27 protein-coding genes and 1 tRNA gene are annotated in these 25,959 nt (G+C 72.6%); 20 read left to right on the top strand and 8 right to left on the bottom strand.

What is annotated here, in order from left to right; translation table 11 throughout:
- Positions 1-2 precede the first annotated feature (2 nt).
- The 3 genes from GWK15_RS19935 to hemC all read right to left on the bottom strand — a co-directional run bounded on the left by GWK15_RS19935 (position 3) and on the right by hemC (position 2,937).
- Positions 3-1,184 carry a hypothetical protein gene (locus GWK15_RS19935; RefSeq protein WP_168043138.1) on the bottom strand — a complete coding sequence of 394 codons (1,182 nt, stop codon included), beginning with the start codon at positions 1,182-1,184 and terminating at the stop codon, positions 3-5.
- A 69-nt stretch (positions 1,185-1,253) separates the two neighbouring features.
- The gene (locus GWK15_RS19930; RefSeq protein WP_168043137.1) at positions 1,254-1,958 is read right to left on the bottom strand and encodes a uroporphyrinogen-III synthase; all 705 of its coding nucleotides are present in this window, start codon (positions 1,956-1,958) and stop codon (positions 1,254-1,256) included.
- Positions 1,951-2,937, bottom strand: coding sequence for a hydroxymethylbilane synthase (gene hemC, locus GWK15_RS19925; protein ID WP_168043136.1), 987 nt, complete (start codon positions 2,935-2,937; stop codon positions 1,951-1,953). The genes GWK15_RS19930 and hemC overlap by 8 nt, the downstream gene beginning before the upstream one ends.
- A 23-nt stretch (positions 2,938-2,960) precedes the next feature.
- On the opposite strand from hemC, the gene tsaD reads away from it, so the two are divergent.
- The gene (gene tsaD, locus GWK15_RS19920; RefSeq protein ID WP_168043135.1) at positions 2,961-4,010 is read left to right on the top strand and encodes a tRNA (adenosine(37)-N6)-threonylcarbamoyltransferase complex transferase subunit TsaD; all 1,050 of its coding nucleotides are present in this window, start codon (positions 2,961-2,963) and stop codon (positions 4,008-4,010) included.
- Here tsaD and GWK15_RS19915 read toward each other — a convergent pair.
- The 4 genes from GWK15_RS19915 to GWK15_RS19900 form a co-directional block, all read right to left on the bottom strand.
- On the bottom strand, positions 4,007-4,897 hold the full coding sequence (locus GWK15_RS19915) for an alpha/beta hydrolase (protein ID WP_168043134.1): 891 nt from the start codon (positions 4,895-4,897) through the stop codon (positions 4,007-4,009). The genes tsaD and GWK15_RS19915 overlap by 4 nt on opposite strands.
- On the bottom strand, positions 4,894-6,486 hold the full coding sequence (locus tag GWK15_RS19910) for an ABC transporter substrate-binding protein (protein WP_168043133.1): 1,593 nt from the start codon (positions 6,484-6,486) through the stop codon (positions 4,894-4,896). The genes GWK15_RS19915 and GWK15_RS19910 overlap by 4 nt, the downstream gene beginning before the upstream one ends.
- A gap of 126 nt (positions 6,487-6,612) precedes the next feature.
- A complete protein-coding gene (locus GWK15_RS19905) occupies positions 6,613-7,305 on the bottom strand; it encodes a hypothetical protein (protein ID WP_168043132.1) in 693 nt (230 codons plus the stop codon).
- A 144-nt stretch (positions 7,306-7,449) separates the two neighbouring features.
- Positions 7,450-7,521 (bottom strand) — tRNA-Thr (locus GWK15_RS19900).
- 207 nt (positions 7,522-7,728) lie between these two features.
- Between GWK15_RS19900 and GWK15_RS19895 the strand changes: the two genes are divergently transcribed.
- A complete protein-coding gene (locus GWK15_RS19895) occupies positions 7,729-8,745 on the top strand; it encodes a TonB family protein (RefSeq protein ID WP_168043131.1) in 1,017 nt (338 codons plus the stop codon).
- Positions 8,746-8,754: 9 nt separating this feature from the next.
- Here GWK15_RS19895 and GWK15_RS19890 read toward each other — a convergent pair whose 3' ends face one another.
- Positions 8,755-8,982, bottom strand: a complete 228-nt coding sequence (locus tag GWK15_RS19890) for a hypothetical protein (RefSeq protein ID WP_168043130.1) — start codon at positions 8,980-8,982, stop codon at positions 8,755-8,757.
- 589 nt (positions 8,983-9,571) lie between these two features.
- Between GWK15_RS19890 and GWK15_RS19885 the strand changes: the two genes are divergently transcribed.
- The 18 genes from GWK15_RS19885 (at position 9,572) to GWK15_RS19800 (ending at position 25,861) form a co-directional block, all read left to right on the top strand.
- Positions 9,572-10,522, top strand: coding sequence for an ABC transporter substrate-binding protein (locus GWK15_RS19885; RefSeq protein WP_168043129.1), 951 nt, complete (start codon positions 9,572-9,574; stop codon positions 10,520-10,522).
- 1 nt (position 10,523) lies between these two features.
- Positions 10,524-11,297 carry an ABC transporter permease gene (locus tag GWK15_RS19880; RefSeq protein WP_168043128.1) on the top strand — a complete coding sequence of 258 codons (774 nt, stop codon included), beginning with the start codon at positions 10,524-10,526 and terminating at the stop codon, positions 11,295-11,297.
- Position 11,298: 1 nt separating this feature from the next.
- On the top strand, positions 11,299-12,087 hold the full coding sequence (locus tag GWK15_RS19875; protein WP_168043127.1) for an ABC transporter ATP-binding protein: 789 nt from the start codon (positions 11,299-11,301) through the stop codon (positions 12,085-12,087).
- Between the two features lie 80 nt (positions 12,088-12,167).
- Positions 12,168-12,935, top strand: coding sequence for an HpcH/HpaI aldolase family protein (locus GWK15_RS19870; RefSeq protein ID WP_168043126.1), 768 nt, complete (start codon positions 12,168-12,170; stop codon positions 12,933-12,935).
- A gap of 32 nt (positions 12,936-12,967) precedes the next feature.
- On the top strand, positions 12,968-13,747 hold the full coding sequence (locus GWK15_RS19865; protein ID WP_168043125.1) for an SDR family oxidoreductase: 780 nt from the start codon (positions 12,968-12,970) through the stop codon (positions 13,745-13,747).
- A complete protein-coding gene (locus tag GWK15_RS19860) occupies positions 13,744-14,136 on the top strand; it encodes a dihydroneopterin aldolase (protein ID WP_168043124.1) in 393 nt (130 codons plus the stop codon). The genes GWK15_RS19865 and GWK15_RS19860 overlap by 4 nt, the downstream gene beginning before the upstream one ends.
- A gap of 287 nt (positions 14,137-14,423) precedes the next feature.
- Positions 14,424-16,292, top strand: a complete 1,869-nt coding sequence (gene uvrC / locus GWK15_RS19855) for an excinuclease ABC subunit UvrC (protein ID WP_168043123.1) — start codon at positions 14,424-14,426, stop codon at positions 16,290-16,292.
- Between the two features lie 64 nt (positions 16,293-16,356).
- Entirely contained in the window at positions 16,357-16,935 is a 579-nt protein-coding gene (locus tag GWK15_RS19850) for a YqaA family protein (protein WP_211844084.1), read from the top strand.
- A 49-nt stretch (positions 16,936-16,984) separates the two neighbouring features.
- Positions 16,985-17,599, top strand: a complete 615-nt coding sequence (gene pgsA, locus GWK15_RS19845) for a CDP-diacylglycerol--glycerol-3-phosphate 3-phosphatidyltransferase (RefSeq protein WP_168043122.1) — start codon at positions 16,985-16,987, stop codon at positions 17,597-17,599.
- A 53-nt stretch (positions 17,600-17,652) separates the two neighbouring features.
- Positions 17,653-18,285 (top strand): hypothetical protein, encoded by a 633-nt coding sequence (locus GWK15_RS19840; protein ID WP_168043121.1) that lies wholly within the window; start codon positions 17,653-17,655, stop codon positions 18,283-18,285.
- 6 nt (positions 18,286-18,291) lie between these two features.
- Complete coding sequence (gene moaD, locus GWK15_RS19835) at positions 18,292-18,543, top strand: molybdopterin converting factor subunit 1 (RefSeq protein ID WP_168043120.1); 252 nt, start codon at positions 18,292-18,294, stop codon at positions 18,541-18,543.
- A 1-nt stretch (position 18,544) separates the two neighbouring features.
- Positions 18,545-18,988, top strand: a complete 444-nt coding sequence (locus GWK15_RS19830) for a molybdenum cofactor biosynthesis protein MoaE (protein ID WP_168043119.1) — start codon at positions 18,545-18,547, stop codon at positions 18,986-18,988.
- 12 nt (positions 18,989-19,000) lie between these two features.
- Entirely contained in the window at positions 19,001-20,368 is a 1,368-nt protein-coding gene (locus GWK15_RS19825) for a hypothetical protein (protein ID WP_338147302.1), read from the top strand.
- Positions 20,365-21,759, top strand: coding sequence for a hypothetical protein (locus tag GWK15_RS19820; RefSeq protein ID WP_209442316.1), 1,395 nt, complete (start codon positions 20,365-20,367; stop codon positions 21,757-21,759). Before GWK15_RS19825 ends, GWK15_RS19820 begins: the two co-directional genes overlap by 4 nt.
- Entirely contained in the window at positions 21,723-22,460 is a 738-nt protein-coding gene (locus tag GWK15_RS19815) for a sulfite exporter TauE/SafE family protein (protein ID WP_168043118.1), read from the top strand. Before GWK15_RS19820 ends, GWK15_RS19815 begins: the two co-directional genes overlap by 37 nt.
- 80 nt (positions 22,461-22,540) lie before the next feature.
- Positions 22,541-23,776 (top strand): MFS transporter, encoded by a 1,236-nt coding sequence (locus GWK15_RS19810; RefSeq protein ID WP_168043117.1) that lies wholly within the window; start codon positions 22,541-22,543, stop codon positions 23,774-23,776.
- 72 nt (positions 23,777-23,848) lie between these two features.
- A complete protein-coding gene (locus GWK15_RS19805) occupies positions 23,849-24,937 on the top strand; it encodes a TRAP transporter substrate-binding protein (RefSeq protein WP_168043116.1) in 1,089 nt (362 codons plus the stop codon).
- Between the two features lie 120 nt (positions 24,938-25,057).
- The gene (locus tag GWK15_RS19800; RefSeq protein WP_168043115.1) at positions 25,058-25,861 is read left to right on the top strand and encodes an undecaprenyl-diphosphate phosphatase; all 804 of its coding nucleotides are present in this window, start codon (positions 25,058-25,060) and stop codon (positions 25,859-25,861) included.
- Positions 25,862-25,959: the final 98 nt, after the last annotated feature.

The following is a 25,959-nucleotide window of genomic DNA, read 5'->3' as shown; positions in this document are numbered from 1 at the left end:
CCTCAGCGCGCCGACAGGCCGGCGAGGGCCGCGCGTGCGGCGATCAGCCCGCGCGCCTGCTCGGTCCAGGGCTGCATCGCCTCCTGCGCCGGCAGCGGCAGGCGGCCGAGCCGCGCGATGGCGCCGTCGAGGTCCCCGGCATCGAGCGCCCGGCGGGCGCGCTCGACCTCGGCCGCGGCGGCGTCGCCCCAGACCACCTGCTCGCCGCGGCGGACGGTGACGAGGCCCGAGAGCCGCGCGGCGGCGGCGTCGAGCACGCCCTGGCCCTCGCGGGCAGGCTCGCTCGCGGCGAGCGCGGCGCGGGCGGCGTCCTCGAAGGTCAGGCGCAGCGCCGCCTCGGTCGGCGGGGCCATGCCGGCGTAGCGGGTCAGCGCGGGCGGCGCGCCTGGCAAGGCAGCGAGCGCCTCGCCGAGCGCCTGCCCGGCCTCGAGGCGCTGGCGCAGCGTGTCGAGCGCGGCGGCACGGGCGGCGCGCGCCTCGAGGGCGGCGATGCGCTCCTGCGCGGCTTCCAGCGCGGCGATGCGGCGGGCGAGGGCGGATTCCGCCCCGGCGATGCGCTGCGCCATGGCGTTGCCGGCGGCGGCGACGCGCTCGGCCTCGGCGCGTTCGGCCTGGGCCAGGCGATCGGCGAGGCTACGCGCCAGGTCCTCGGTGCGGCGGATCGCCTCGGCATCGGCGGCCTGCTGGCGGGCGGCCAGGGCATCGAGGCGTTCGGTGAAGCGCTCGGCGCGGGTGGCGAGGCTGTCGGTCGCGCTGCGCGGGGCGAAGGCGGTGGGATCGACGGCCGGGCGGCCCTCCAGCGCGGCGAGCCGGGCGGTCAGGGCCTCGATCCGGTCCTCGATCGGGCGGGTGTCGGTGGGCGCGGGCAGCGCGGCGATGCGCCGTTCGATCGGGGCGAGGTCGACCGGCGGGCGGGATTCGAGGGCGGCGATGCGCGCTTCGACCGGGGCGAGGTCAGGGCCGCGGCGGCGCTCGACGGTGGCGAGGCGGGCCTCGACGCCCTCCAGCGCCGCCACGCGGGCGGTCAGCGCGGCGACGGCGGCGGCGGTCGGGCTGGGCGGCGGCACCGGGCGCGGCGTCATCCAGAGCCAGGCCGCCGCGAGCACCAGGACCGCCCCGCCGGCCAGCAGCGGGATGGCGGCGGGATCGAGGAAGCGGCGCGGGGGCGGGGTCTGGTCGGTCATGCCCGGTCCTATGGCTGGCGGGCGGGCGGTATAGCAACCCGCGCGGCCGATGGCGCGCGCGGCGTGACGTCATGCCGCAGGCGGACCGAGCAGCCCCGGCAGCAGGGCCGGATCGGGCCGCGACGTGATCGCGATCTCCGCCCAGGGCAGGGATTTCAGGGCCTCGGCGATGCGGGGGCTGATGGCCAGCGCGCGGATGGCCCGGGCGGCATCGGCGAGGCCGGCGCGGCGCAGCAGACCCAGGGTGATGCGGACACCGCGCGGAGACGTGAACAGCGCGGCGTCGACCTGGCCGGTGCGCAGGGCGGATTCGGCCTCGGCCGGCAGGGCAGGGGCCGGGACGGCCTCATAGGTCACGCGGCGAAGCACGCGAAAGCCGCGGGCACGAAGGGCGGCGGCGAGGTCCACGCTGTAGCCGCGCCCCACCGCGAGCAGCAGCGGGCCCCGCGCCGGATCCAGCCGGGCGGCGGCGAGGATCGCCAGCGTCGCCGCCTCGCCCTCGGCGGCGATGACGTCGGTGAAACCGCGCGCACGGGCCTCGGCGGCGGTGCCCTCTCCGACCGCCAGGACCGGCATGGCGACGGGGTCCAGCGCGCGGGCGGCGGCGCGGCTCGGCAGCAGCAGGGCCTGGGCGGCGGGCAGGCGCGCGGGCGCGCAGGGGCGCAGCAGCAGGGCGGGGGCGAGGACCGGCGTCCAGCCCAGCGCGGCAACGGCGGCGGCGGTCTCGGCCGCGCCCGGTTCCGGCCGCGTGACGAGAACGCCGGGCCTAGGCAAAGAGATCGGCGGGGCTGTCGCGCCGCAGCGCGTGGCCGAGCTCGCTGCCCAGCCGGATCGCGTCCTTCGCGCTGCCTTCCTCGCTGCGCCGGAGCAGGAAGGACCCGTCGGCGCGCGCCACCAGCCCGGTCAGCCGCAGCCGTCCGTCCGCGAGCACCCGCGCATGGCCGCCGATCGGCGTGCGGCAGGACCCGTCCAGCGCGGCGAGCAGCGCCCGCTCGGCCGAGGACACGGCCCGCGCCTCGGGGTCCTCGATGCCGGAGAGCAATTCGTGCAGCTCGGTGTCGTCGGCGCGGACGGTGACGCCGACGATGCCCTGGCCGGCGGCGGGGACCATCACCTCCGCGTCGATCGGGACGCTGCCCGCGTGCTCGAGGCCCAGGCGGCGGAGGCCGGCCAGCGCGAGCAGGGTCGCCGCTGCCTCGCCCTCGGCGAGTTTCCGCAGCCGCGTCTGCACATTGCCGCGGAACATCACGACGTTCAGGTCCGGCCGACGGTGCAGCAGCTGCGACTGCCGTCGGACGGAGGAGGTGCCGATCACCGCCCCGTGCGGCAGCATCGCGAAGGGATCGCCCGGGTCGGCCGCCGCCAGCGCGGGGCCGGGCAGCAGCACGTCCCGCGCATCCTCCCGCTTCAGGGTGCAGGCCAGCACGATGCCGGACGGCATCTCGGTCTCGAGGTCCTTCAGCGAATGCACCGCGAAATCCACACGGCCGTCGAGCAGCGCCTCGTGGATCTCCTTCGCGAACAGCCCCTTGCCGCCGATCTCGGCCAGCGCGCGGTCCTGGATGCGGTCGCCGGAGGTGATGAGCTGGTGTTCCTCGAAGGCCTTGGCGTCGCGCAGCACGGGGCAGAAGCGCGTCACGCGGTCGAGGAAGTCCCGCGTCTGCCACAAGGCGAGCGGCGAGGCCCGCGTGCCGACGCGCAGCGGCAGGGACCGGCGGTGCTTGGGCACGGCGGCGGGGTGGGCAAGCGACATTGCATCGTCATAGAACCCCGCCCATGGGCGCGGAAGGTGGCTTCGACTTGGACAGGCCGGTGCTGGGGCTGGAAAGCAGCTGCGACGAGACGGCGGCGGCCGTGCTCGCCCCCGACGGCCGCATCCTGGCCGAGGGCGTGCTGAGCCAGGAGAAGGAACACGCCGTGTTCGGCGGCGTGGTGCCGGAGATCGCCGCGCGCGCCCATCTGGAAGCCCTGCCGGGCCTGGCGGAGCGCGTGCTGAGACGGGCCGGGCTGGGCTTCGGGGATCTCGGCGCCGTGGCGGCGACATCGGGCCCCGGGCTGATCGGCGGGCTGATCGTGGGGGCCTGCTTCGGCAAGGGCGTGGCGATCGCCCATGACCTGCCCTTCGTGGCGGTGAACCACCTCGAGGCCCATGCCCTGACGGCACGGCTGCCGGGGCTGCTGCCGCAGGGCGCACCGGCCTTTCCCTACCTGCTGCTGCTGGTCTCGGGCGGGCATTGCCAATGCGTCGCGGTGGAAGGGCTCGGGCGTTATCGCCGGCTCGGCTCGACGCTGGATGACGCGGTGGGGGAGGCCTTCGACAAGGCCGCGAAGCTCATGGGCCTGCCCTGGCCGGGCGGGCCGCATCTGGAACGGCTGGCGGCCGGGGGCGATCCGCAGGCGGTGCCGCTGCCGCGGCCGCTGCTGGGCCGGCCGGGTTGCGACTTTTCCTTCAGCGGGTTGAAGACCGCGGTGGCCCGCGCGGTGGCGCAGGGCGGCGCGTCGCACGCCGACATCGCGGCGGCCTTCCAGGCCTCGGTCGCCGCGGTGCTGGCCGACCGGGCGCGCCATGCGCTCGAGATGGTGCCGGAGGCGACGGGCATCGTGGTCGCTGGCGGCGTCGCGGCGAACCAGGCGGTGCGGGCGGCGCTCGCCGGGGTGGCGGGGATGGCTGGGGTGCCGATGCTTGCCCCGCCGCTGCGCTACTGCACCGACAACGCTGTCATGGTGGCCTGGGCGGGGATCGAGCGGCTGCGCGCGGGGCTGACCGATCGGATGGACCACAGCCCCCGGCCGCGCTGGCCGCTGGCGGAACTCACGGGCGTCTAGAGCGCGACCTTGCCGGCCAGCGCGGCCATCCGCGCCGCGTCGGGCTGGCGCCCCTCGAACCAGATCGCCGCGCAGACCTTGGACATGGCGTTGCCGTCATGGCCGATGCCGGGCACGACCTCGAGCCGCCAATGGCAGGGCACGCCGCGGCGCGCCGCTTCCTCCCGCGCGAAGCGCAGGAAGTTGTGGGCGCGGGCGAAGCGGTGCGGACCCTGGGCGATGGCCTCGGGGTTCGACGGTAGGGACGGGCCCGAAGTCTCGACATCCGCGTCGCCAGCCAGGATCAGCAAAGGATAGGCGAGCCAGGCCTCGAGGTCGGCCTCGGTCACGCCGAGGCCACCGAGGCCCTCCGGAAAGCGCCGGTCGAGTGTCGGCAGCGAATACCAGCCCGCATTGCCGCAGCCGATGGCGCAGAACGGCGAGCGGTCGGTCAGGGAGGCCATGCGGTGCGCGAATTGCGATCCCGCCGAATGGCCGAACAGGAAGGCCTGCCGACGGCGCGTGACGCCGCCGGCCTGCACGGCGGCGAAGACGCGTGCGGGGATGTGATAGGCCCAGGTCGCCGCGTCCGTGATGGCGCCCGAGCCATCGAGCACGCCGCCATTGTTGTAGGGTTCGGCGCCGGGATGCGTCTCCGCCGCGAAGGTCGGCGCGAGAATCATCAGGCCGTGGCGGTCCGCGGCCTCGATCCAGAAGTCGCGATACTCGTCGCCGTTGCGGCCCATGCCGTGCTGCACGAAGACGACCGGGCTGTCGGGCGTGGCGCCCGGCGCGCGGTAGGCCTGGAGGATCAGCTCCTTGCCCGGCGCATGCGTCTCGTCGGTGAAGGGAAAGGCGAGGCGGCCCGGCGCGGCGAGCGCGCGAGCCAGATGCTGCGGGTCGATCATCGGGCGGGCCTGATCTCGGATGCGGGGGTGGTCTGGTCCATGCGGCCTTCGAAGGCGAGGCCGCGGCGGAAGGCCCAGGCGGCATTCTCGAAATGCACGGGGATGACCGGCAGGCGCTCGATCACCAGGCGGCTCGCCTGTTCCATCAGGCGCTCGCGGTCGCCCTCGTCCATGGTGGCGAAGGCGGTGCGGGCGAGGCGATCGATCTCGGCGTCGGAGAACTCGCCGTAGTTGCTCATCCCGAAGCCGCGCTCGCGGTCCATCGTCGTGACCCAGGCGCGGAGGAAGAGCTGCGTCTCCTCGGCCGAGGCCGCCCAGCCGCCCATCGGCACCGAGAATTCCTTCCGGCCGCGGCGGGGGAAGAAGACGTTGGAGGGCATGGCATCGACCGCGACGGTCACGCCGATGCGCTGGAAATACTGCGCCAGCGCCTGGGCGACGCGCGCATCGTTGACATAGCGGTTGTTGGTGGCGTGCAGCGTGAAGGAGAAGTCGTTCGGCACGCCCGCCTCGGCGAGCAGCGCGCGGGCACGGGCGGGGTCGTAGGGCAGCACGCCGGCGCCGGGCACCGTGCCGCGCATGCCCTCGGGCAGCAGCTGGCCGGCGGGCGTGGCGAGGCCATCCATGATGCGCTCCGCGATCGCGCGGCGGTCGATCGCCATCGACAGCGCCTGGCGCACGCGCACGTCGCGCAGCGGGTTCGATCCGTTCGGGCCCTGCACGAAGGGCGCGGCCTCGCGCTGGTCCATCTGCAGGAAGATCAGCCGCGTGGTGGGGGAGACGGCGAGCGCGAAGGCCTGGTTCTGCCGGATGCGCGGCACGTCGGCAGTGGCCGGCGCCTCGATCACGTCGAGATCGCCGGCGAGCAGGCCGGCGAGGCGCGGCCCTGCATTCGTCACCGGGCGCAGGCGCACCTCGGCCCAATGCGGCTTCTCGCCCCAATAGGCGTCGTTGCGGGTGAGCTCGATCAGGCTGCTGCGGTTGTAGGACCGCAGGCGGTAGGGGCCGGTGCCGATCGCGGCGCGGCCTTCGTTGAAGTCGGCGACGCTCGGCCAGGGGCCTTCCTTGCCGCAGCCATCGGAGGAGTAGGTCAGGCCGGAGCGCTCGCCGCGCGGGATGATCGCGATCGAGGCGAGGTCGGAGACGAGCAGCGGCTCCGGTTCCCGCGTGCGAATCACCAGGCGGTGCGGGGCTTCGACCTGCATCGCCGCGATGCGCCGGACCTCGCGCGAGAAGGACCCGACCACCTCGCTCTCGTTGTTCAGGACGCGGCAGAAGGAGAAGACGACGTCCTCGGCCGAGAAGGGCTGGCCGTTGTGGAAGGTCACGCCCTGGCGCAGATCGAACACCCAGGTGCGGTCGTCGCGGCGCGACCAGGCGGTGGCGAGCGCCGGCTTGGGGCGCAGCCGCGCATCGAGCGCCGTGAGGCCTTCGAAGACATGGTCGCGATAGGTGGAGTTCGGCGCGGCGGCGTAGTTGTGCGGGTCGGCGGCCGAGGTCTCGGCGGCCATGCCGATGCGCAGCGTCTGCGCGGCAAGGGGTGCGGCGAGCGTGGTGGCGAAGGCGAGCGCGAGGGCGAGGCGGCGCATGGTCGTGATCCGGCAGGTGAGGCGATGCCGCAGCCTAGGCGCAACGGTGCCGTCCTGTCGTCCCGCCGCGGCGCCATGGCTGCGATGAACCCCCTGGATAACGGCGCCGTATCGTTGCGCGCGGCGTCACCGCGCCGGGTTCGACTGTTCCCAGGTCCGGGCGAAATCGCCGACCATCTCCTCGAGGACGCGGGCGCGACGTGCGCGGAAATTCGATGCGGGCCCGCTGATCATCGCCGCGCGCAGGAACAGCGTGACGCTGCCCGTCGTCGGGGCGCCGGTGCCGACGATGCGCGTCGGCTCGACGCGCCCCGTCACTTCGAGCCCGAGATATTCCGCGCAGACGCCCCGCGAGACGACGAGGGAGATGGCCGAGACGATCAGCAGCGGTGGTTCCTCCCACGGCGTCAGCGCGCGCTGCGCGGCCTCCTCGGCGCGCTGGGCTTCGAGCCGCGCTTCCGGTGCCGCCGCGCGACGGGTGGCTTCGGCGGCGCGATGCGCGGCAGACAGGCGCTGATACTCGGGGTGAACCTGCACGGCGTCGGCAACGGCGCGCACCCCGGGCGCGGCGAGCAGCCGCGTCGGGGCGAGCACGGCGAGGACGCGGCGTTCCATCTCCCCCGCATCGGCGCCGCAGGCCCGCTTGTCGGCCGGGCTGCCATCGGTGGTGGCGACGACCGCGACGGCGACCATGCCGTTGAGCTCGGGCCGCGGCCGGGACTGCGCATGCGCCGGGGGCAGCGTCGCGGCGCAGGCGGCCAGCAGCGCCAGGGCGAGGCCGCCGAGCCGCCAGCCCGGTCGGGCGGTGAGCGCGTGCAAAGCTGGGCAACTCCCTGCAACCTGTCCGGCGGGCCGCAGGCCGGGGGCACGGCGATGCGTCGCCGCCGGATCGTTCCTGCGCGACGATCCGTGAGGCACGCCGGTCGCAAGGTGCCGGAGATGTCGGGATCGTCATGAAGACCATGCCGGGTGAGGGGATCGAACCCCCGACCTTCGGTTTACAAAACCGCTGCACTACCGCTGTGCTAACCCGGCGCGCCGCCTTGGTGTAGCAGAGCGCCACCGAGCGGCAACCCGATCCCGACTCCGATTCGGACATTCCGCCCACACTCTGGAGCAGGATCCCCGGTCCTCCTGATGCGCCGCCCGCCTAGCGCCCGAACCGAGCCGCCGCCCCCGGCGGCGCCACAGGAGGCCGTGCCGCCTGGCCGGCTCGCCATGCGGCGCCGCCCGGGGCCGGGCATGCGGATTCCGGCGGCCGTCTCGGCGCTCCTGCACGGGCTGTTCTTCCTGGCCGTGCTGCTCGAATTTGATCCGCGGTCGCGCCGGGGCCCCCAGGAACTGCCGCCGCCGAGCTTCGCCATGGTGTTCGAGGGCGGGTCCGACCAGGCTCCGCGCGGCGCCGAGGCGCCCGAGGAAGGCCCGGTGGTGACCGCCGAGGCGCCGCCGCCCGCGCCCCCGCCGCCGCCGCCCGCGCCGCCGCGTCTGGCGGAAGCGCCCCCCGTGCCGCCGCCGCCCCCTCCGCCGCCGGCGCCTGCGCCCCCCGCACCGCCGCCCCCGCCGGCCCCGCGCACGGAGACGCCGCCGCCACCGCAGCCGCCGCCCCCCAGCACGGCGCCCCCGGCGCCGACCATCCCGGAACCGGCCCGCCCGGTGGAGGCCGGCCCGCCGCCGCCCCCTCCGCCGCCCGCGCCCCCGGTGCCGACGCCATCGCCCGCGCCGCCCGACCGGCCGGCGCCGCGCCAGCTCGCCGAGGTGCCGCTGCCGCCACCCCCGCCGCCTCCGCCCCCGCCATCCCCGGCGCAGCCGCAGCAGCAGCCGCTGGACCTGACCGACCGGCCGCCGATCCGGCTGGGCGAGAACGATCCCTCGCGCGCCCGCGCGCCGCAGCGCGGGCTCGACCTGCGGCCCGGCGCGACGATCCCCGGGCCGGGCGATGTCGAGAACCTGCGCGTGCGCGGCGCCCAGGCGGGCCCGGACTGGCGCAACGCCTTCCGCGCCTGGCTCGACCGCAACCTGCGCTATCCGCGCGAAGCCGCGGACCTCGGCGAGGAAGGCCCGGTCACGGTGCGGATCACCACCGGCGCAGACGGGCGCGTGCGGGGCGTCGAGCTGCGTTCGGCCTCGCGCTCGATCTACCTGAACTACTATTCGCAGGCGGTCTTCCGCGGCGCGAACCTGCCGCCCTTCCCGCCGGGCACGGCGGAGGAACAGGTCACCATCGACCTGACGATCAACTACTACATCGTCCGGCGCTGAGGGCCGCGTTCAGGCGTGGCCGACGGTGCCGAAGGCGTCGCGGTTGGTCGCCCGCACCACGGCGGCGAACAGCCGCAGCGCGTCCGGCCCGCCGCGATCGAGCAGCGCTCCGTCCTCCATCTCCCGCGCCAGGATCTCGGCGTGGTCGGCAAGGGTTTCGGCGGCGCGACGCAAGGCTTCCCGGGAAAGGGTGAGCTGCAGGTCGTCGCTGAGGTGAGTCCAGTCGGCAGGCCGCATGGAGTTTCCATCCGGATCATCCGCCGTCCTGGCGCGGTTCGCGGCTCGGGGGGCCACGCCGCCGATCATGCCGCGTGCTGGTTAACGCGGCATGAGCGGCGCGGGCGCCTCACTTGCCCATCGGTTTGGCCGGTACGGGGGCCGGTTTCGGCGCGGGCGGGCGCTGCGGCGTGGACGGGCCGGAGATGACGTCGAAATCGTAGTCGGAGCGGTGCATGGCGTGCCTCTGGGTGGTGGGGCCGCCGGGTCCTGGTGTCTTGCGGGATGCGGGACCTCAGGGTCCCGAAAGCGCGAAAGCCGCCAGGGCTCGGCGGCTTTCGGGAGATCTGGTCGCGTGACGGATCCCTAGGCCGCTGGTGGATACCAGCGGTACCAAAATCGGGACGTCAGGATGCCGTTCGCAACCATGCGCGCACCCTATGCCCGCCGGCGCGGCGATGGCAAGCCTGCTTCGCGCGCAGCGGCCCGGGCGATTGCCGCGGCCTTCGGCAGGACCGGCGACGCGGCGCGCAGTCGGCCCGGCATAATGCTTGCGCCGGGCGGGCGCTCGGATAGGTTGGGCCCGACCCTTTCCGACGGAGCGAAGACCATGGATCGCCGCCACCTCCTCGGCGCCGCCGCAGGCCTGCTCGCCGCGCCGGCCGCGCTGCGCGCCCAGTCCCTGCCCAAGATCACCATTGGCATGTCGGGATGGACCGGCTTCGCGCCGCTGACGCTCGCCGAGCAGGCGGGCCTGTTCCGCGCCAACGGCATCGAGGTCGAGACCAAGTTCGTCCCGCAGCGGGAGCGCAACCTCGCGCTCGTCTCCGGCGCGCTGAACTGCGTCGTGACGACGGTCGACACCATGATCCTCTGGGCGAGCGCGGCGCCGCTGACGCAGGTGCTGGTGCTCGACCGCTCGCGCGGCGGGGACGGCATCGGCGTGCGGCCGGCGATCAATTCCTGGGCCGACCTCAAGGGCAAGACGGTCGCGGTCGACGGCGCCGGCACGACGCCCTACTTCGTGCTCGCCTACATGATGCGCGAGAACGGCATGTCGATCCGCGACGTGACGACCGCGACGCTCGCCCCGCAGCCGGCCGCCCAGGCCTTCGTCGCCGGGCAGTTCGACGCCTGCTCGACCTACGAGCCCTACCTGTCCCAGGTGCGCGCCATGGGCGCGGACAAGGGCAAGATCCTCGCGACGACGCTCGACTACCCCTGCGTGGTGGACACGCTCGGCTTCACGCCCGCCTTCATCCAGGCGAACCCGGAAGCGGTGCGGCGCGTGGTGAAGTCGTGGTTCGACGCCGTGGCGATGATCGCCCGCGAGCCCGACCGCTCCTTCGAGATCATGGGCCGCCGCGTCAACCAGACGGGCGAGCAGTTCAAGGCGTCCGCGCAGTTCATCGAATGGCTCGACCAGGCGAAGAACAAGGACTACGTCGCGAACGGCCTGCCGCAGTTCATGCAGAAGGCGCACCTGGTGCAGCGCGAGACCGGCGTGGTGCGCCAGGACGTGAACCTCGGGCCGCTGCTGAACACCTCCTTCCTCGGGTGAGATGAAGCCTCTCGTTCCCGTCTCGGCCGGCGCGCGGGTGGTCCTGGGCGCCGGCTTCTTCGTGATGTTCGTCGCCCTCTGGGCGCTGGCGACCTATTCCGGCTGGGTGCCGCCGCTGTTCCTGGCGAGCCCCGGGAAGACGCTGCTTGCCGGCTGGTCGCTGCTGACCGAGTTCGGCTTCGCCGGCGACATCGCGATCACGGTGTTCCGCGTCGTCGGTGGCTTCCTGATCGCGGCCGCGATCGGCGTGCCGCTCGGGCTGATGATGGGCGCGTTCAAGCCGGTCGAGGCCTTCTTCGAACCCTTCGTCTCCTTCGCGCGCTACCTGCCGGCGAGCGCCTTTATCCCGCTGCTGATCCTCTGGGCGGGGGTGGGGGAGGCGCAGAAGCTGTCGGTCATCTTCATCGGGTCGTTCTTCCAGATCGTCATCATGGTCGCGGTGATCGCCGGCGCGACCCGGATGGACCTGGTCGAGGCGGCCTATACGCTCGGCGCGCGGTCGGGCGGCATCGTCCGGCGGGTGATCATTCCATCCGCTGCGCCGCAGGTGATGGAGACGCTGCGCCTCGTGCTCGGCTGGGCCTGGACCTACGTGATCGTGGCGGAGCTGATCGGCGCGACCTCGGGCATCGGGCACATGATCATGGACAGCCAGAGGCTGCTCGACACCGGGCAGATGATCTTCGGCATCGTGGTGATCGGGCTGATCGGGTTGGTGACGGACTTCCTGTTCAAGGCGCTGAACCGGCGACTGTTTCCGTGGGCGGTGTTGTGAGATGAGCGGCAAGACCCTCCGCATCGCCGGCGTGACGCGCACCTTCGCCGGGCAGGGGCGCGCGAAGCCGACGCTCGCGCTGCAGCCGACCGACCTCACCGTCGCGCCGGGTGAATTCGTGGCCATCCTCGGGCCTTCGGGCTGCGGCAAGTCCACGCTGCTGCGCATCGTCGCGGGGCTCGACACGCCGACGGCCGGCAGCGTCACGCTGGATGGCATGACCCTCGCCGGGCCCGGCCCGGACCGCGGCATGGTCTTCCAGTCCTACACCCTGTTTCCCTGGCTGACCGTCGCGCAGAATATCCGCTTCGGCCTGCAGGAACGCGGCCTGCCCGAGACCGAGCAGCACGCCATCGCCGAGAAGTTCATCGCCCGCACGGGCCTCAAGGGCTTCGAGAATCACTGGCCGCGGCAATTGTCGGGCGGGATGCAGCAGCGCTGCGCCCTTGCCCGCGCCTTGGCGAACGACCCCGAGATCCTGCTGCTGGACGAGCCCTTCGGCGCCCTCGACCACCAGACGCGCGAACTGATGCAGGAACTGCTTCTCGAGATCTGGGAGGCCGACCGCAAGACCGTGCTGTTCGTCACGCATGACATCGATGAGGCGATCTTCCTCGCCAACCGCGTCGTGGTCATGTCTGCCAGGCCCGGCCGCATCAAGGCCGAGGTGACGGTGCCCCTGCCGCATCCGCGCGACTGGACGATGAAGACGACCCCGGACTTCGCCGCGCTGAAGGCGCGGCTGATGGGCGAGATCCGCGAGGAGGTCCGCAAGGCCGCCGCGGCCTGACACGCGACCGTGGCGGCGGGCATCGCCGCAGGCCTAGGCTTCGCCCCGCCGGCCACCGGGCCGGCCGGGAGGAACGCGACATGGCCATGTCAGGCATGAAGCAGCGCCTGCGTGCGGGCGAGGTGCTGGGCGGCTACGTGAACATCATCCCCTCGGCGGTGTCGGTTCAGGCGCTGGCGGCCGCCGGGGCGGACTACGTCATCATCGACCAGGAACACGCCCCTACCGGGCCCGAGAACCTGCATGCGATGATCGCCGCGACCCAGGGCACGCGCTGCGCGCCGCTGGTGCGCGTGCCGAAGCGCGACGAGGCCTGGGTGAAGCCCGCCCTCGACCTCGGCGCCGAGGGGATCTGCTTCCCCCTTGTGCGCACGGCCGAGGACGCCGCGCATTGCGTCTCCCTCATGCGCTATCCGCCGCGCGGCCGGCGCGGCTGGGGGCCTTTCGTCGCCCATGCGCGCTGGGGTGCGCCGCTGTTCGAGTACCTGCCGCGCCACCAGGACGACCCGGTCTGCATGGTGCTGATCGAGACCGTTGACGCCGTGGCGAACATCGAGGCGATCTGCGCGGTGGAGGGCGTGGATTGCGCCATCCTCGCCGCCTTCGACCTGTCCACCGAGCTTGGCGTGCCGGGCCGGTTCGACGCGCCGGAATTCCGCGCCGCGGCAGCGCAGATCGAGCGCGCGGTCTTCGCAGCCGGCATCCCGCTTGGCGCCATCGCCTTCACCGAAGCGCAGACGAAGGACATCCTGGCCCGCGGCTACCGCCTGCCGGTGCACGGCTTCGACGTGCTGATGCTGGGCGGCCTGGCACGCCAGGCCGTGGAGTGGCGCACCGCCGCCCGATGACGAAGGGGCATCGGCGCGCTACATCCCCGCCGATGTCCTTCCCCATCCCCGACACCATTCCGCGCGCGGCGCTCGTCACCGGCGGGGCCAAGCGCCTCGGCCGGGCCATGGCGCTGGCGCTGGCCGATGCCGGCTTCGACCTGGCGATCCACTACGCCACCAGCGGCGCCGAGGCCGAGGAGGCCGCCGCCGCGATCCGCGCTCGCGGCCGCCGCGCCGTGACGGTGCAGGGCGCGCTCGAACGCGAGGCCGATGTCGCGCGCCTGGTGCCCGCGGCGGAGGCGGCGCTCGGGCCGCTCGGCGTGCTGGTCAACAACGCCTCGACCTTCGAGCGCGACGAGTGGGACGACGCGACACGCGAATCCTGGGATCATCACATCGAACCCAACCTGCGCGCGCCCTTCGTGCTGACCCAGGCCTTCGCGCAGGCGCTGCCCAAGGGACGGCAGGGCGTGGTGGTGAACATGCTCGACCAGCGCGTCTGGTCGCTGACGCCGCATTTCGTCTCCTACACCGTGTCCAAGGCGGGGCTGTGGACGCTGACGCAGACCATGGCGCTGGCGCTGGCGCCGCGCATCCGCGTCAATGCCATCGGGCCGGGGCCGGCCTTGCCCAGTCCGCGCCAGACGCCGGAGCAATTCGCGCGACAGGCGCATTCGGTGCCGCTGCGCCACGGCACCTCGCCCGAGGAAGTGGCAAGCGCGCTGCTCGCCATCCTCGCGCTGCCGTCGATGACGGGGCAGATGATCGCGCTCGATGGCGGGCAGCACATGCAATGGGCGCCGAGCCTGGGTGCGGAGCCTGAGGAATGAGCATCGCCCCGGATGCCGCGCGCGGGCTGCGCCATGTCTTCGTCCGCGGCCTGACGGTGCAGGCGCTGCTCGGCGTCCACGCGCATGAACAGGCGCAGCCGCAGCGCGTCGTGATCGGGGTGGACCTGTCGGTGCGTGATCCGCATGCGCCGATGAACGAAGGTCCCGACGAATTGTCGCGCGTGGTGGACTACGGGACGGTCGCGTCGATCGCGCGCCGGATCGCCGCGGCGGGGCATGTGCGCCTGGCCGAGACGCTCGCCGAACGCATCGCGATCGCGCTGCTGAACGATGATCGCGTGCTCGTCGCGCGCGTGTCCGTGGAGAAGCCGGATGTACTCGCGGATGTAACGAGTGTCGGCGTTGTCGTTGAAAGGACGCGATTTTGAAACAGGCCGGGGCCGGATTTTGTCCACTGGCCGCCCCGGACGGGCCAGTCGCGTCGGCGGGTCAAGCAGAAAATGCCTCTTGACCTATTCCCCGACCTGTTGATTCAGCAAACTTCCAGCGAAACCAACGAGTTGACGGCTTGCGCCTTCGCTGGCTGCATTTGTAGCAATTCTTTGAATCCCGTCTCAGGCCTGGGACAGCGGCGCTTGACCCGGAGTTTGCCCACAGGGTTTTCCACAGGATTCGTGGACAACGCGGCGCGCCTCCATCGTAACGAAACCGTCGCATGAGCACGCCCGACGAACCCCCCGTCGCCGACGGCCTCGCGGTGATCGAGGCCGCGCTGCCGACCCTGCCGCTGACGCCGGGCGTCTATCGCATGCTCGATGCGAAGGGCGATGCGCTCTATGTCGGCAAGGCGCGGTCGTTGCGCCGGCGCGTCACCTCGTACACCCAGGTCTCGCGCCTGTCCGAACGCCTGCGGCGCATGGTGTTCGAGACGCGCAGCCTCGAGGTCGTGACGACCGCGAGCGAGGCCGAGGCGCTGCTGCTCGAAGCCAACCTGATCAAGCGGTTGCGGCCGCGCTTCAACATCGTCCTGCGCGACGACAAGTCGTATCCGTGGCTCGTCATCACGGACGACCATGCCTATCCGCAGATCGCCAAGCATCGCGGGGAACGGCGCAAGGGGGCCTCCTACTACGGGCCCTTCGCCTCGGCCTGGGCGGTGAACCAGACCATCACGGCGCTGCAGCGGGTGTTCCTGCTGCGGTCGTGCCGCGACACCGTGTTCGACAGCCGCACGCGGCCCTGTCTCTTGTTCCAGATCAAGAGATGCTCGGCGCCCTGCGTCGAGCGCATCTCGCACGACGATTATGCGGCGCTGGTGCGGGAGGCGAAGGAATTCCTTTCGGGCGGCACGCCCTCGATCCAGAAGCGGCTGGCGGCCGAGATGGAGCAGGCGGCCGAGAATCTCGAATTCGAGCGCGCGGCCGCGCTGCGCGACCGCATCCGCGGCCTGACGCATGTCCAGGGCAAGGATCGCGTGAACCTCGAGGCCGTGGGCGATGCCGATGTCATCGCGCTGCACCAGGCGGCCGGGCAGGCCTGCGTGCAGGTCTTCTTCTTCCGCGGCGGTCGCAACAACGGCAACCGGCCCTATTTCCTCAGCACCGCGAAGCAGGACCAGAGCCCGGAGGAGGTGATGGGCGCCTTCCTCGCGCAGCTCTACGACGACCTGCCGCCGCCGCCGCTGGTGCTGCTGTCGCACGAACCTGCCGAGGCCGGGCTGATCGCCGAGGCGCTGTCTCTCAAGGCCAACCGCAAGGTCGAGCTGCATCGCCCGCAGCGCGGGGAGAAGAAGGACGCCGTCGAGCACGCCGCCACCAATGCGCGGGAGGCGCTGGAGCGCCGTCTCGCCGAGGGCACGGCGCAGGCGCAGCTGCTGGACGGCGTCGCAGGGCTGTTCGGCCTGCCTGGCGCACCCGAGCGCATCGAGATCTACGACAACAGCCACATCCAGGGTGCGAACCCCTATGGCGTCATGGTCGTCGCGGGTCCCTCGGGCTTCATGAAGCAGGCCTACCGGAAGTTCTCGATCAAGGCGGCACAGGGCAACGACGACTTCGCCATGATGCGGGAGGTCTTCGAGCGGCGCTTCGGCCGGGCGCTGCGGGAAGACCCGGCGCGCGAATCCGAATCCTGGCCGGACCTGGTGCTGATCGATGGCGGCGCGGGGCAGCTTTCGGCCGCGCAGGCGGTGATGGCGGAACTCGGCGTCGAGGACGTGCCGCTGGTCGCCGTGGCCAAGGGGCCGGACCGCGATGCCGGCCGCGAATGGTTCCACATGGCCGGGCGCGCGCCGATCCAGCTGCCGCCGCGCGATCCGGTGCTCTATTACCTGCAGCGGCTGCGGGACGAGGCGCACCGCTTCGCCATCTCGGCCCATCGCGCGGGGCGGTCGAAGGCGCTGACGACATCCGAACTGGATGAGATCCCGGGTGTCGGCACCGCGCTGAAGCGCCGGCTGCTCAATCATTTCGGGTCCGCGCGCGGCGTGCGGAACGCGGCGCTGGAGGATATCGAGAAGGCGCCCGGCATCGGCCCGGCCGTCGCGCGGAAGATCTACCAGCACTTCCACCCGACCGACGGGTAGCGCCCCGGTAGCCGGCACGCCCGGCGCGCGGTAACACGCCGTCGCCCACCCGGAGCCGACCGCCGTGCTGCATGCCCTCTACAACCGCGTGATGCTCCTCGCGCAGCATCCCCGCGCCCGGTTCTGGCTCGGCACGGTCAGTTTCGCGGAAAGCAGCGTCTTCCCCATCCCGCCGGACGCGATGCTGGTGCCGATGGCGCTTGCCCGCCCGGATCAGGCCTGGCGGCTGGCCGCGATCTGCACCGTCACCTCCGTGCTGGGCGGCATCCTGGGCTACGCGATCGGCTATTTCCTGTTCGAGGCCATCGCCCAGCCCATCCTGACCGCCTACGGCCACGCCGACGCCCTGGCGCGGTTCGAGGACTGGTTCCAGCGCTGGGGCGCTGCGGTGATCCTGATCAAGGGGCTGACGCCGATCCCCTACAAGATCGTCACCATCGCCGCGGGTGCGGCGAAGATGGATTTCGCGGTCTTCCTGGCGACCAGCCTGGTCACCCGCGCGGCGCGCTTCTTCCTGCTGGCCGCCCTGATCCGGCGCTACGGGCCGGCGGTGCGCGACTTCATCGAGAAGCGGCTGATGCTGGTCACGACCACGGCCGCGGTGATGATCGTGCTGGGCTTCCTCGCGCTGCGGTATGTGTAGAGGCGGCTGCCTCGCCGTGCCGCGGCGGTTCTGCTAGAGACAGGGACGCATGCCGACCGACCTGCCGAACCTGCTGACGATATCCCGCATCGCGGCCATCCCGGTGCTCGTCGTCTTCGCGGCGGTCGGCCAGCCCTGGGGCGACCTGGCGGCGTGCCTGGTCTTCTCCGCCGCTGGCATCACCGATTACTTCGACGGCAAGATCGCGCGGGACCGGGGCGTCACCTCCTCCTTCGGGCGGATGCTGGACCCGATCGCCGACAAGCTGCTGGTCGGCGCCGCGCTGATGCTTCTGGTCGGGCTCGACCGGCTCTCGCACCTCGCGCTCTATCCGGCGATCGTGATCATGCTGCGGGAGATCATGGTCTCCGGCCTGCGCGAATACCTCGCGGAATTGCGGGTCGGCCTGCCGGTGACCAGGCTCGCGAAGTGGAAGACCGGGTTCCAGATGGGCGCTCTCGGGACGCTGCTCGCAGGCGACAGCGGGGCCTCCGTGATCGGCCTGGGCGTCCTGCCGGTCTCCCTGATCGGGGAGGTCGGGCTGTGGGTCGCGGCGGCGCTGACCCTCGCGACCGGATGGGACTATCTCCAGGCCGGGCTGCGCCATGCCGGCGCGCAGGACGCGGCCGCCGCGCCGCGCGGCGAAACCGCAGCGCGCCCTTGAGCGTGCGGCGCGGCAAGGTCATCTTTCCCGGGACAATGGCGGAGCTGGAACCGATGCGACGCGAAACGACCGGCGGACTGGTGGCGGCACTGATGCTGGCGCCCCTGCTGGCCGGCTGCGGGCCGGACTGGCAGCCGTCCTGGAACATGTCGAGCACGCCGGCGATCCCGGGCGACGGCCTGACCGTGCGCCGCGTGGCCGGCGAGGACGCGCCCTTCGAGCCAGTGCGCAGCCAGGACATCGAGCAGCTGCGCCTGACCGTCGGTGCGCTGCTGACGTCCCGCCCGACCTCGCCCGAGGCGGCGATGACGCGGGTGCCGGACTACAGCCCGGTGCCGCGCCCGGACCTCGAGCGCCAGATGGCGCCGCCCGGCGGTGCGGATGCGACGCCGGTCCGGCCGCGGGGCAGCTCGACGCCGCCGCCCGTGGCCTCCGTCCCGCCGCCGAGTCCGCCGCCGCGCACCCGCGTGCCGGCCGCGCCGCCGGTGCCCGAGCCCGAGCGCGTCGAGGGCCGCGTGCTGAACATCCCGGGCCAGCCGCCCGCCGTCGTCACCGGCGGTTCCGGCCGCGTCCAGTCGATCACCCAGCCCGGTAATCCGGCGGGCGGCGTCGCGATCCAGGATGGCGGCACCACCACGGTCATCCAGCCCGGCGGGCGCGTGACGACCGTCCCGACGCCGCGCTGAACCGCCATGCGCGTGCTCTATTTCGCCTGGGTGCGGCAGAAGGTCGGCATCGCCGAGGAGGATGTGGCGCCGCCGGCCGAGGTGCGCGACGTCGCCACCCTGGTCGCCTGGCTGGCGGCGCGTTCGCCCGGCCACGCGGCGGCCTTCGCCGATCCGAAGCAGCTGCGCGCGGCGGTGAACCAGGATTTCGCGACGCCGGACCATCCGGTCGCGGCGAATGACGAAGTGGCGTTCTTCCCACCCGTCACCGGGGGGTGAGATGGCGAAGGTCCTTGTCCAGCAGGCGCCCTTCGACGCGGGCGCCGAGACCGCCGCGCTGACGGCCGGGCGCACCGATGTCGGCGGCGTCGCGTCCTTCCTGGGCGTCTGCCGCAGCGATGACGGCCTCGATGCCATGGTGCTCGAGCATTATCCCGGCATGACCGAGCGTGCGATCGAGCGGATCGCCGCGGAGGCCGAGGGCCGCTGGCCGCTGACCGGCTGCACGGTGATCCATCGGGTGGGCCGGATCCTGCCTGGGGAACCGATCGTGCTGGTGCTGACGGCGTCCTCGCACCGTGCGGCGGCGCTGGAATCCTGCGCCTTCCTGATCGACTGGCTGAAGACCAGGGCGCCGTTCTGGAAGCGCGAGGAATTCGCCGGCGGCACGGAGCGCTGGGTCGAGGCGCGGGCCGAGGATGACGCCGCCGCCGCCCGCTGGTGAGGGCCGGGGAGGGTGAACCTCCCCGACGCTGCTCCGTCCCCAAATGCCAAAGAAGGTTGGGGGGCTCGGGGGGAAGTTCCCTTCCCCCCGATCCTTCTCGGGACCGTCCTGCTGGTCTGGCCTGCGCTGCTGAACGGCTACCCGCTGGTCTTCAGCGACACCGGCGGCTTCCTGCACCAGACGCTCGGTCCGCTGATGCTGTGGGACAAGCCGTGGGTCTACGGCCCGTTCCTGCACCTGTTCCATTGGGGCGTGACGCTGTGGCTGCCGATGGCGGCGCAGGCGCTGATCGTCTCGCACATCCTGTGGGTGACGCAGCGGGTGCTGCGCGGCGGGGCGACCGCCGCGGGGCATATCGGCGTGTGCCTGGTCGCGGCGGCGTCGACGACGGCGCCTTTCACGGTCGCGTTGCTGATGCCGGATGTCTTCGCGCCGGTGGTGGTGCTGGCCCTGGCGCTGCTGGGCTTCGCGGGATCGTCGCTGTCGCGGGCCGAGCGGGTGTGGCTGGGCGTGGTCGCGACGATCGGCATCGCGGCGCATCTGGCGCATGTGCCGCTGGCGGTCGCGATGGTGGGCGTGGCGGTGCTGGGCGGGCGGTGGCGCGGCGCCGTCGCGGCCGCCGTGCCACTCGTCGCGGCGGTCGCGGTGCTGCTGGTCACGAATGCGGTCGGGCATGGCCGGGCGGTGCTGTCGCCGCATGGGGCGACCTTCCTGCTCGCACGGCTGCAGGCGGATGGGCCGGCCGCCGAGGTCATCCAGGCGCGCTGCCCGGCGGCCGGGTGGTATCTCTGCGCCTTCGCCGACCGCCTGCCGATGGATGCCAACGATTTCCTCTGGGCGCCGGACAGCCCGGTGAACCGCGATGCGGACGGGCGCGCCCGCTTCCTCGGCGGCGCGCTGCTGTCGCCGGAGGCGGGCGAGATCGTCGCGATCACGCTGCGCGAGCACCCGCTTGCCGTGGCGGCGGCGATCCTGCGCAACACCGCGGCGCAGGTGGCGACAGCGGGGATCGGCGACACGCTCGGCACCGACCACCTGGCAACGGCATTGCGGCCGCGCATCCGCGAGGGCTTCCCGGCGCGGGAGGTCGCGGCATTCGATGCGGCGCGGCAGTCGAGGGGGACGTTGCGCGACGCCGTGGCCTGGCTCGCGCCGCTGCACGCCGCCGCCCTGCTGGCTGCCGTGCCGCTGATCCTTCTTGCGCTGTGGCTGCAAGGCGGGGCGACGCGGATCTGGATCGCGGTCGCGGTGGTCGTCGGCATCGTGGCGAATGCGGCGGCGACGGGCGGGCTGTCCGGCGTCTTTCCGCGCTACCAGGCGCGGGTCGCCTGGCTGTTGCCGGTGGTCGCGGTGCTGCTGCTGCTGCGGAGGCGCGCATGATCGCTGTGCCCGCGATCCTCGTCGGTGCGGCGCTGCTCGCCTGGCCCGCGCTGCTGAACGGCTATCCGCTGGTCTTCATCGATAGCGTCTCCTACCTCGGCCACACGCTCTTTCCCGAATGGCCCTGGGACAAGACGGCGGCCTATGGGCCCTTCCTGCATCTGTTCCATTGGGGCTGGTCGCTCTGGGCGGCGCTGGCCGGGCAGGTGCTGATCCTGTCGCACCTCCTGTGGGTGACGCAGCGAGCCATGAGGGGTGATGTCACCGCGGCGGGGCACCTGCTGCTGTGCGTCGCGCTGGCGGGTCTGACCTCGGCGCCGTGGTTCGCGGCGACGCTGATGCCGGATGTCTTCGCCGGGGTCGGGCCGCTCTGCCTGCTGCTGCTGGCCTTCGCGCGGGAGAGGCTGTCGCGGCTCGAGGTCGCCTGGCTGACGCTGCTCGGCGCCTTCGCGGTGGCGGCGCATCTGTCGCACCTGCCGACGGCGCTGGCGCTGGTTGCCTTCGCGGCCATCGCGACGCGCCGCTTCGGGCCGCCGCTGCGGGCCGTGCTGCCGGTCGCGATTGCGGTCGCCGGGCTGGTGGCGGCGAATTCCTGGGCCTTCGGCAAGCCTTCCGTGTCGCCGCACGGGGCCACGTTCCTGCTGGCCCGGCTGCAGGCCGATGGGCCTGCGACGCAGACGCTGCGGGATTTCTGCCCGCGCGCCGGATGGGCGCTCTGCGCGCAGCTCCGGCGCCTGCCGATGGACAGCGACCGCTTCCTCTGGGACCCGGACTCGCCGCTGAACCGCACGGCGGACGGGCGGCCGATCGCCATGGGGGCGATGCGCATGGCGCCGGAGTCCGCCGCGATCGTGTTCTCGACCATCGCAGACCATCCCGCCGAGGTCGCCGCCGCCATGGCGCGCAACACGCTGCGGCAACTGGAACTGGTCGAGGTCGCCGACACGCTGGGCAGCACGCATCTCGCGGCCTCGGCCCGCCGCGCCGTGGCGGTGCTGCCGCCGCGCGAACTCGCGGCCTTCGATGCCGCGGCGCAGATGCAGGGCCGCTTGCCCGACCTCGCCGCGCCGTTCCTCGCCCCGCATCTGCCGATGCTTGTGCTGAGCCTGCCGCTGCTGCTCGTCGCGCTCGGCCTCGCGGCCTGGCGGGGGGATCGCGTGCGGCTGCGGGTGCTGGCGGGCCTCGTGATCGCCGTCGCGGTCAATGCCTTCGCGACCGGGGCGCTGTCCGGGCCAGCGGCACGGTACCAGGCGCGGATCGTCTGGCTGCTGCCGCTCGGCGCGATCCTCGGGCTGGCGCCACGTTTCGGTGCGGGCCTGACCGATGAGGAACGCATCCGCGCCAGGATGACCACATGGCCGACCTCCTCCCCATCTTCCTCGTCTTCCTGATCGCCGGCGCCGTGAAGGGCGTGGCGGGCTTCGGCCTGCCGACGGTGAGCATCGCGTTGCTCGCGCTGTTCCGGCCGCTGCCGGAGGCGATCGCGCTGATGCTGGTGCCCTCGCTCGCAACGAATGTCTGGCAGGCGATGGCGGGCGGGACGCTCGCGACGGTCGCGCCGAGGATCGGTGTCTTCCTGCTGTCGGCCGCGGGCGCGGCCTTCCTCGCGGCGGGACACCTCGCGCGGGCCGATGCGGTGCTGCTGTCGGGGATGCTCGGGGTCGTGCTGGTGGGCTCCTCGGCGCTCGCGCTGGCGGCGCCGCAACTGCCGGCGCCCTCGCCGCGCGCCGAACGGTGGCTTGCACCGCCCATGGGCGCGGTCTCCGGCGCCATCGCGGGGTTCACGGGCAGCTTCCTGGTGCCCGCGGCCCCCTGGCTGCAGGCGATACGGCTGCCGCGCGAGCAGTTCGTTCAGGGCTTCGGCCTCGGCGTCGTGCTGGTGAACGGGGCGATGGCGGCGGGGCTGTCGGGGGCGGGGCTGCTGCCGGCGCATCTGGGCCTGATGTCGCTCGCCGGGCTGCTGCCTGCCTTCGCGGGCATGGAGGTCGGGCGGCGCCTGCGCCAGCGCCTCAATGAGGCTGCCTTCCGTCGCGTGGTGCAGGTCGCGCTGGGTCTGCTCGGCGCCTGGCTGGCGGTGCGGGCGCTGGCCTAGGCTCCGCGCATGGGCCTGTGCGCCTGTTGCATGGCCTTCGTCCTCGACGCGGTACGATTGTGCAGCGCACGCTGCGCCGCATGAATGCCTTGCGCCCCGCCCTGCCGATGCTCGTCGGGGTCTCGGTCATGCTCTCCCTCGCCATGGGGCTGCGGCAGAGCCTCGGCCTTTTCATGGCCCCGGCGACGCGCGACATCGGCATGGCGGTCGCCGAGTTCACCTTCGCCATCGCCGTGCAGAACCTCGCCTGGGGTTTCCTGCAGCCTTTCGCGGGTGCCGCAGCGGCGCGCTGGGGGTTCCGGCCGGTCCTCGTGGTGGGCGTTCTTTCGTACCTTGTCGGCCTCGCGGTCATGGCGATGGCGCAGGGCGCCTTTGCGATCCTGGTCGGCGCCGGCGTGCTGATCGGCATCGCCCTCGCCTGCACGGGCAGTGGCATGGCGCTCGCCGTTGCCTCGCGCCCCGTGCCGGCCGCTCTGCGGTCGAGCGCGCTCGGCATCGTCTCGGCCGCCGGGTCGGTGGGCGCGCTGGTTGCCGCCCCGGTCGGCCAGGTGCTGGCGGAGGGCTGGGGCTGGCGGGCCGGCGTCTGGGGGTTCCTGCTGCTGGGCCTCGCCATGGTGCCGGCGGCCTGGATCGCGGGGCGCGTGGACAAGGTGCCGGTGCCGCCGCTCGCACCGGGGGAGGCGCCGCGCATGGGGCTCGCCCTCAAGCGGGCGATGGCGCATCCGCCCTTCCTGGTCATGGCCGGCGCCTATTTCGTGTGCGGGCTGCAACTCGTCTTCCTGACGACGCACCTGCCCTCCTACCTCGCGCTCTGCGGGCAGGACCCGATGCTGTCGGCCAAGGCGCTGGGGCTGATCGGCGGGTTCAACGTGCTCGGCTCGCTGTTCTTCGGCTGGGCCGGGGGGCGGTGGAACAAGGGCGCGCTGCTCGGGGGGATCTACCTGGTGCGCTCACTCGTGCTGGGTCTGTATTTCGCCTGGGCGCCCAGCGAGGCCTCGACCCTCGTCTTCGCGTCGATCATGGGGTTCCTGTGGCTCGGCGTGGCGCCGCTGGTGTCGGGCATGGTGATCGAGATGTTCGGGATGCGCTTCCAGGCGCTGATCCAGGGCCTCGCCTTCATGTCCCACCAGGTCGGGTCGTTTCTCGGCGCCTTCGGGGGCGGGCTGCTGTTCGACCTGAACGGGGACTACGTGCTGGCCTGGAAGCTTGGCGTGGGGATGGGGCTGTTCGCCGGGGCGGTGCAGGTGGTCTTCGCGCTCCGGGAGGCGAGCCCGCCCGCGCCGGAGCCGGGCCCGCCGCGGCCTGCGCCAGCCTGATCCTTTTCCCCCGCCGCGCGATCCCCTATGTGGCGGGCGTCAGTCCCATGTCCCAACGGGAGGAAACCCCGCATGAACCGTCGTGCCCTGATGGGGGCCGCGGCCGCCGCCGCCTCCGTCGCCCTCGCCGCGCCCGCCCTGGCCCAGACCCAGATGCCGGAAATCCGCTGGCGTCTCACCTCCTCCTTCCCGCGCAACCTCGATGTCCTGTTCGGCACGGCCGATGCGATCGCGCGGCGCGTCGGGCAGCTGACCGACGGCAAGTTCCGCATCAGCGCCTTCCCGGGTGGTGAGATCGCCCCGCCGCTCGCGGCGCTGGACGCCGTGCAGTCGGGTGCGGTCGAATGCGCCCACACCGCCTCCTACTACTACGTCGGCAAGGATCCCTCCTTTGCCTTCTTCACCGCGCTGCCCTTCGGGCTGAACAATCGGCAGATGACCGCCTGGTGGCGGCATGGCGGCGGGCGCGACCTCGGGAACGAGCTGTTCCGCGACTACAACTGCATCGGCTTCACCGCCGGCGACACCGGCGCGCAGATGGGCGGCTGGTTCCGCAACGAGGTGCCGAACCTCCAGGCCCTTCAGGGCCTGAAGTTCCGCATCGCCGGCTTCGCGGGGCAGGTCTTCCAGAAGCTCGGCGCCGCGCCGACGCAGGTGGCCGCGGCCGACATCTATCCCTCGCTGGAGCGCGGCACGCTCGACGCGGTGGAGTTCGTCGGCCCGCATGACGACGAGAAGCTCGGTTTCGTGCGCGTCGCCCGCTACTACTACGCCCCCGGCTTCTGGGAGCCCGGCGCGCGGCTGCACCTGCTGGTGAACCAGCGCGCCTGGGATGCGCTGCCGGACCTCTACAAGCACGCGATCGAGGTCGCCTGCAACGAGCAGGATTCCGAGATGCTCGCGAAGTACGACGACCTCAACCCGAAGGCGCTGCGCCGCCTGGTCGCCGCCGGCGCGCAGCTGCGCTTCTGGCCGCGCGACATCATGCAGGCCGCCTGGCGCGCCGCGCACGAGGTCTATGACGAGACCGGCACGCGCAACGCCCGTTTCAAGCGGATCTGGGAGGCCTATCGCGCCTATCGCGACGAGGAATACCAGTGGTTCCGCGTGGCCGAGAATTCCTTCGACAACTTCGCCTACCCCGCCGCCGCCGCGCGCTGAGCGGCCGGCAGATGAAAGGGCCGTCATCCTTCGGGATGACGGCCTTTTTCATGTCCGGGCCCGATTCACGCCATCTTGGGCGCGCCATAAGGTGGCGCGCCCCTGAACCCGGATTCGCCCATGGATATCGGCTCGCTGTTCTCCGCCCTGCTGATGGGCATCGTCGAGGGACTGACGGAGTTCCTGCCGATCTCCTCGACCGGGCACCTGATCCTGCTCGGGGAACTGATCGGCTTCGAGGGACCTCCGGGCAAGACCTTCGAGATCTCGATCCAGCTCGGCGCGATCCTGGCCGTGGTGGTGATCTACCGGCGGCTGATCCTGGACCTGCTGGTCAACATGTGGCGGCCGGGGCTGCAGCGCTTCTACGTGATCAACCTGATCCTCGCCTTCCTGCCGGCCGCGGTGCTCGGGGCGACGCTCCACAAGACGATCACGACCGTGCTGTTCAATCCCTGGGTCGTCTGCGTCGCGCTGATAGCGGGCGGGGCGGCGATCATCCTGATCGAGCGCAACCGCCCCGCGCCCAGCATCCATTCGGTGCCCGAGATCGGGCCACTCGCCGCGCTGCTGGTTGGGTTCGGCCAGGCGCTGGCGATGATCCCGGGAACGTCGCGGTCGGGGGCGACGATCATCACCGCTCTGTTGATCGGCGTGGAGCGGAAGGCGGCGGCCGAGTTCTCCTTCGTGCTCGCCATCCCGACCATGCTCGCCGCGACCGTCTATTCGCTGTGGAAGGCGCGCGCGGAGCTCGACTTCTCGGCCTTCGGGCAGATCGGCGTCGGCTTCGTCGCGGCCTTCATCGTGGCCTTCCTGACCGTGCGGACCCTGCTCGCGGTGATCGGACGGATCGGCTTCACGCCCTTCGGCTGGTACCGGATCGGCCTCGGCGTCGTGATGTTGCTGGTGCTCGCGCTGCGCTGACGCGCGGCGTTGAACCGGGGCGGCGGGCAACGCATCCTCCGCGGCGGAGGCTGCGCGAGGTCCGCCCCATGACACTGTGCCCGACCTGCCCGGAGGAC

Origin of the sequence: Neoroseomonas oryzicola (genome assembly GCF_012163135.1) — a bacterium.
GTDB classification, from domain to species: Bacteria; Pseudomonadota; Alphaproteobacteria; order Acetobacterales; family Acetobacteraceae; genus Neoroseomonas; species Neoroseomonas oryzicola.
The sequence above is the reverse complement of the archived record's forward strand: the minus strand, read 5'-3'. Positions and strand labels throughout refer to the sequence as shown.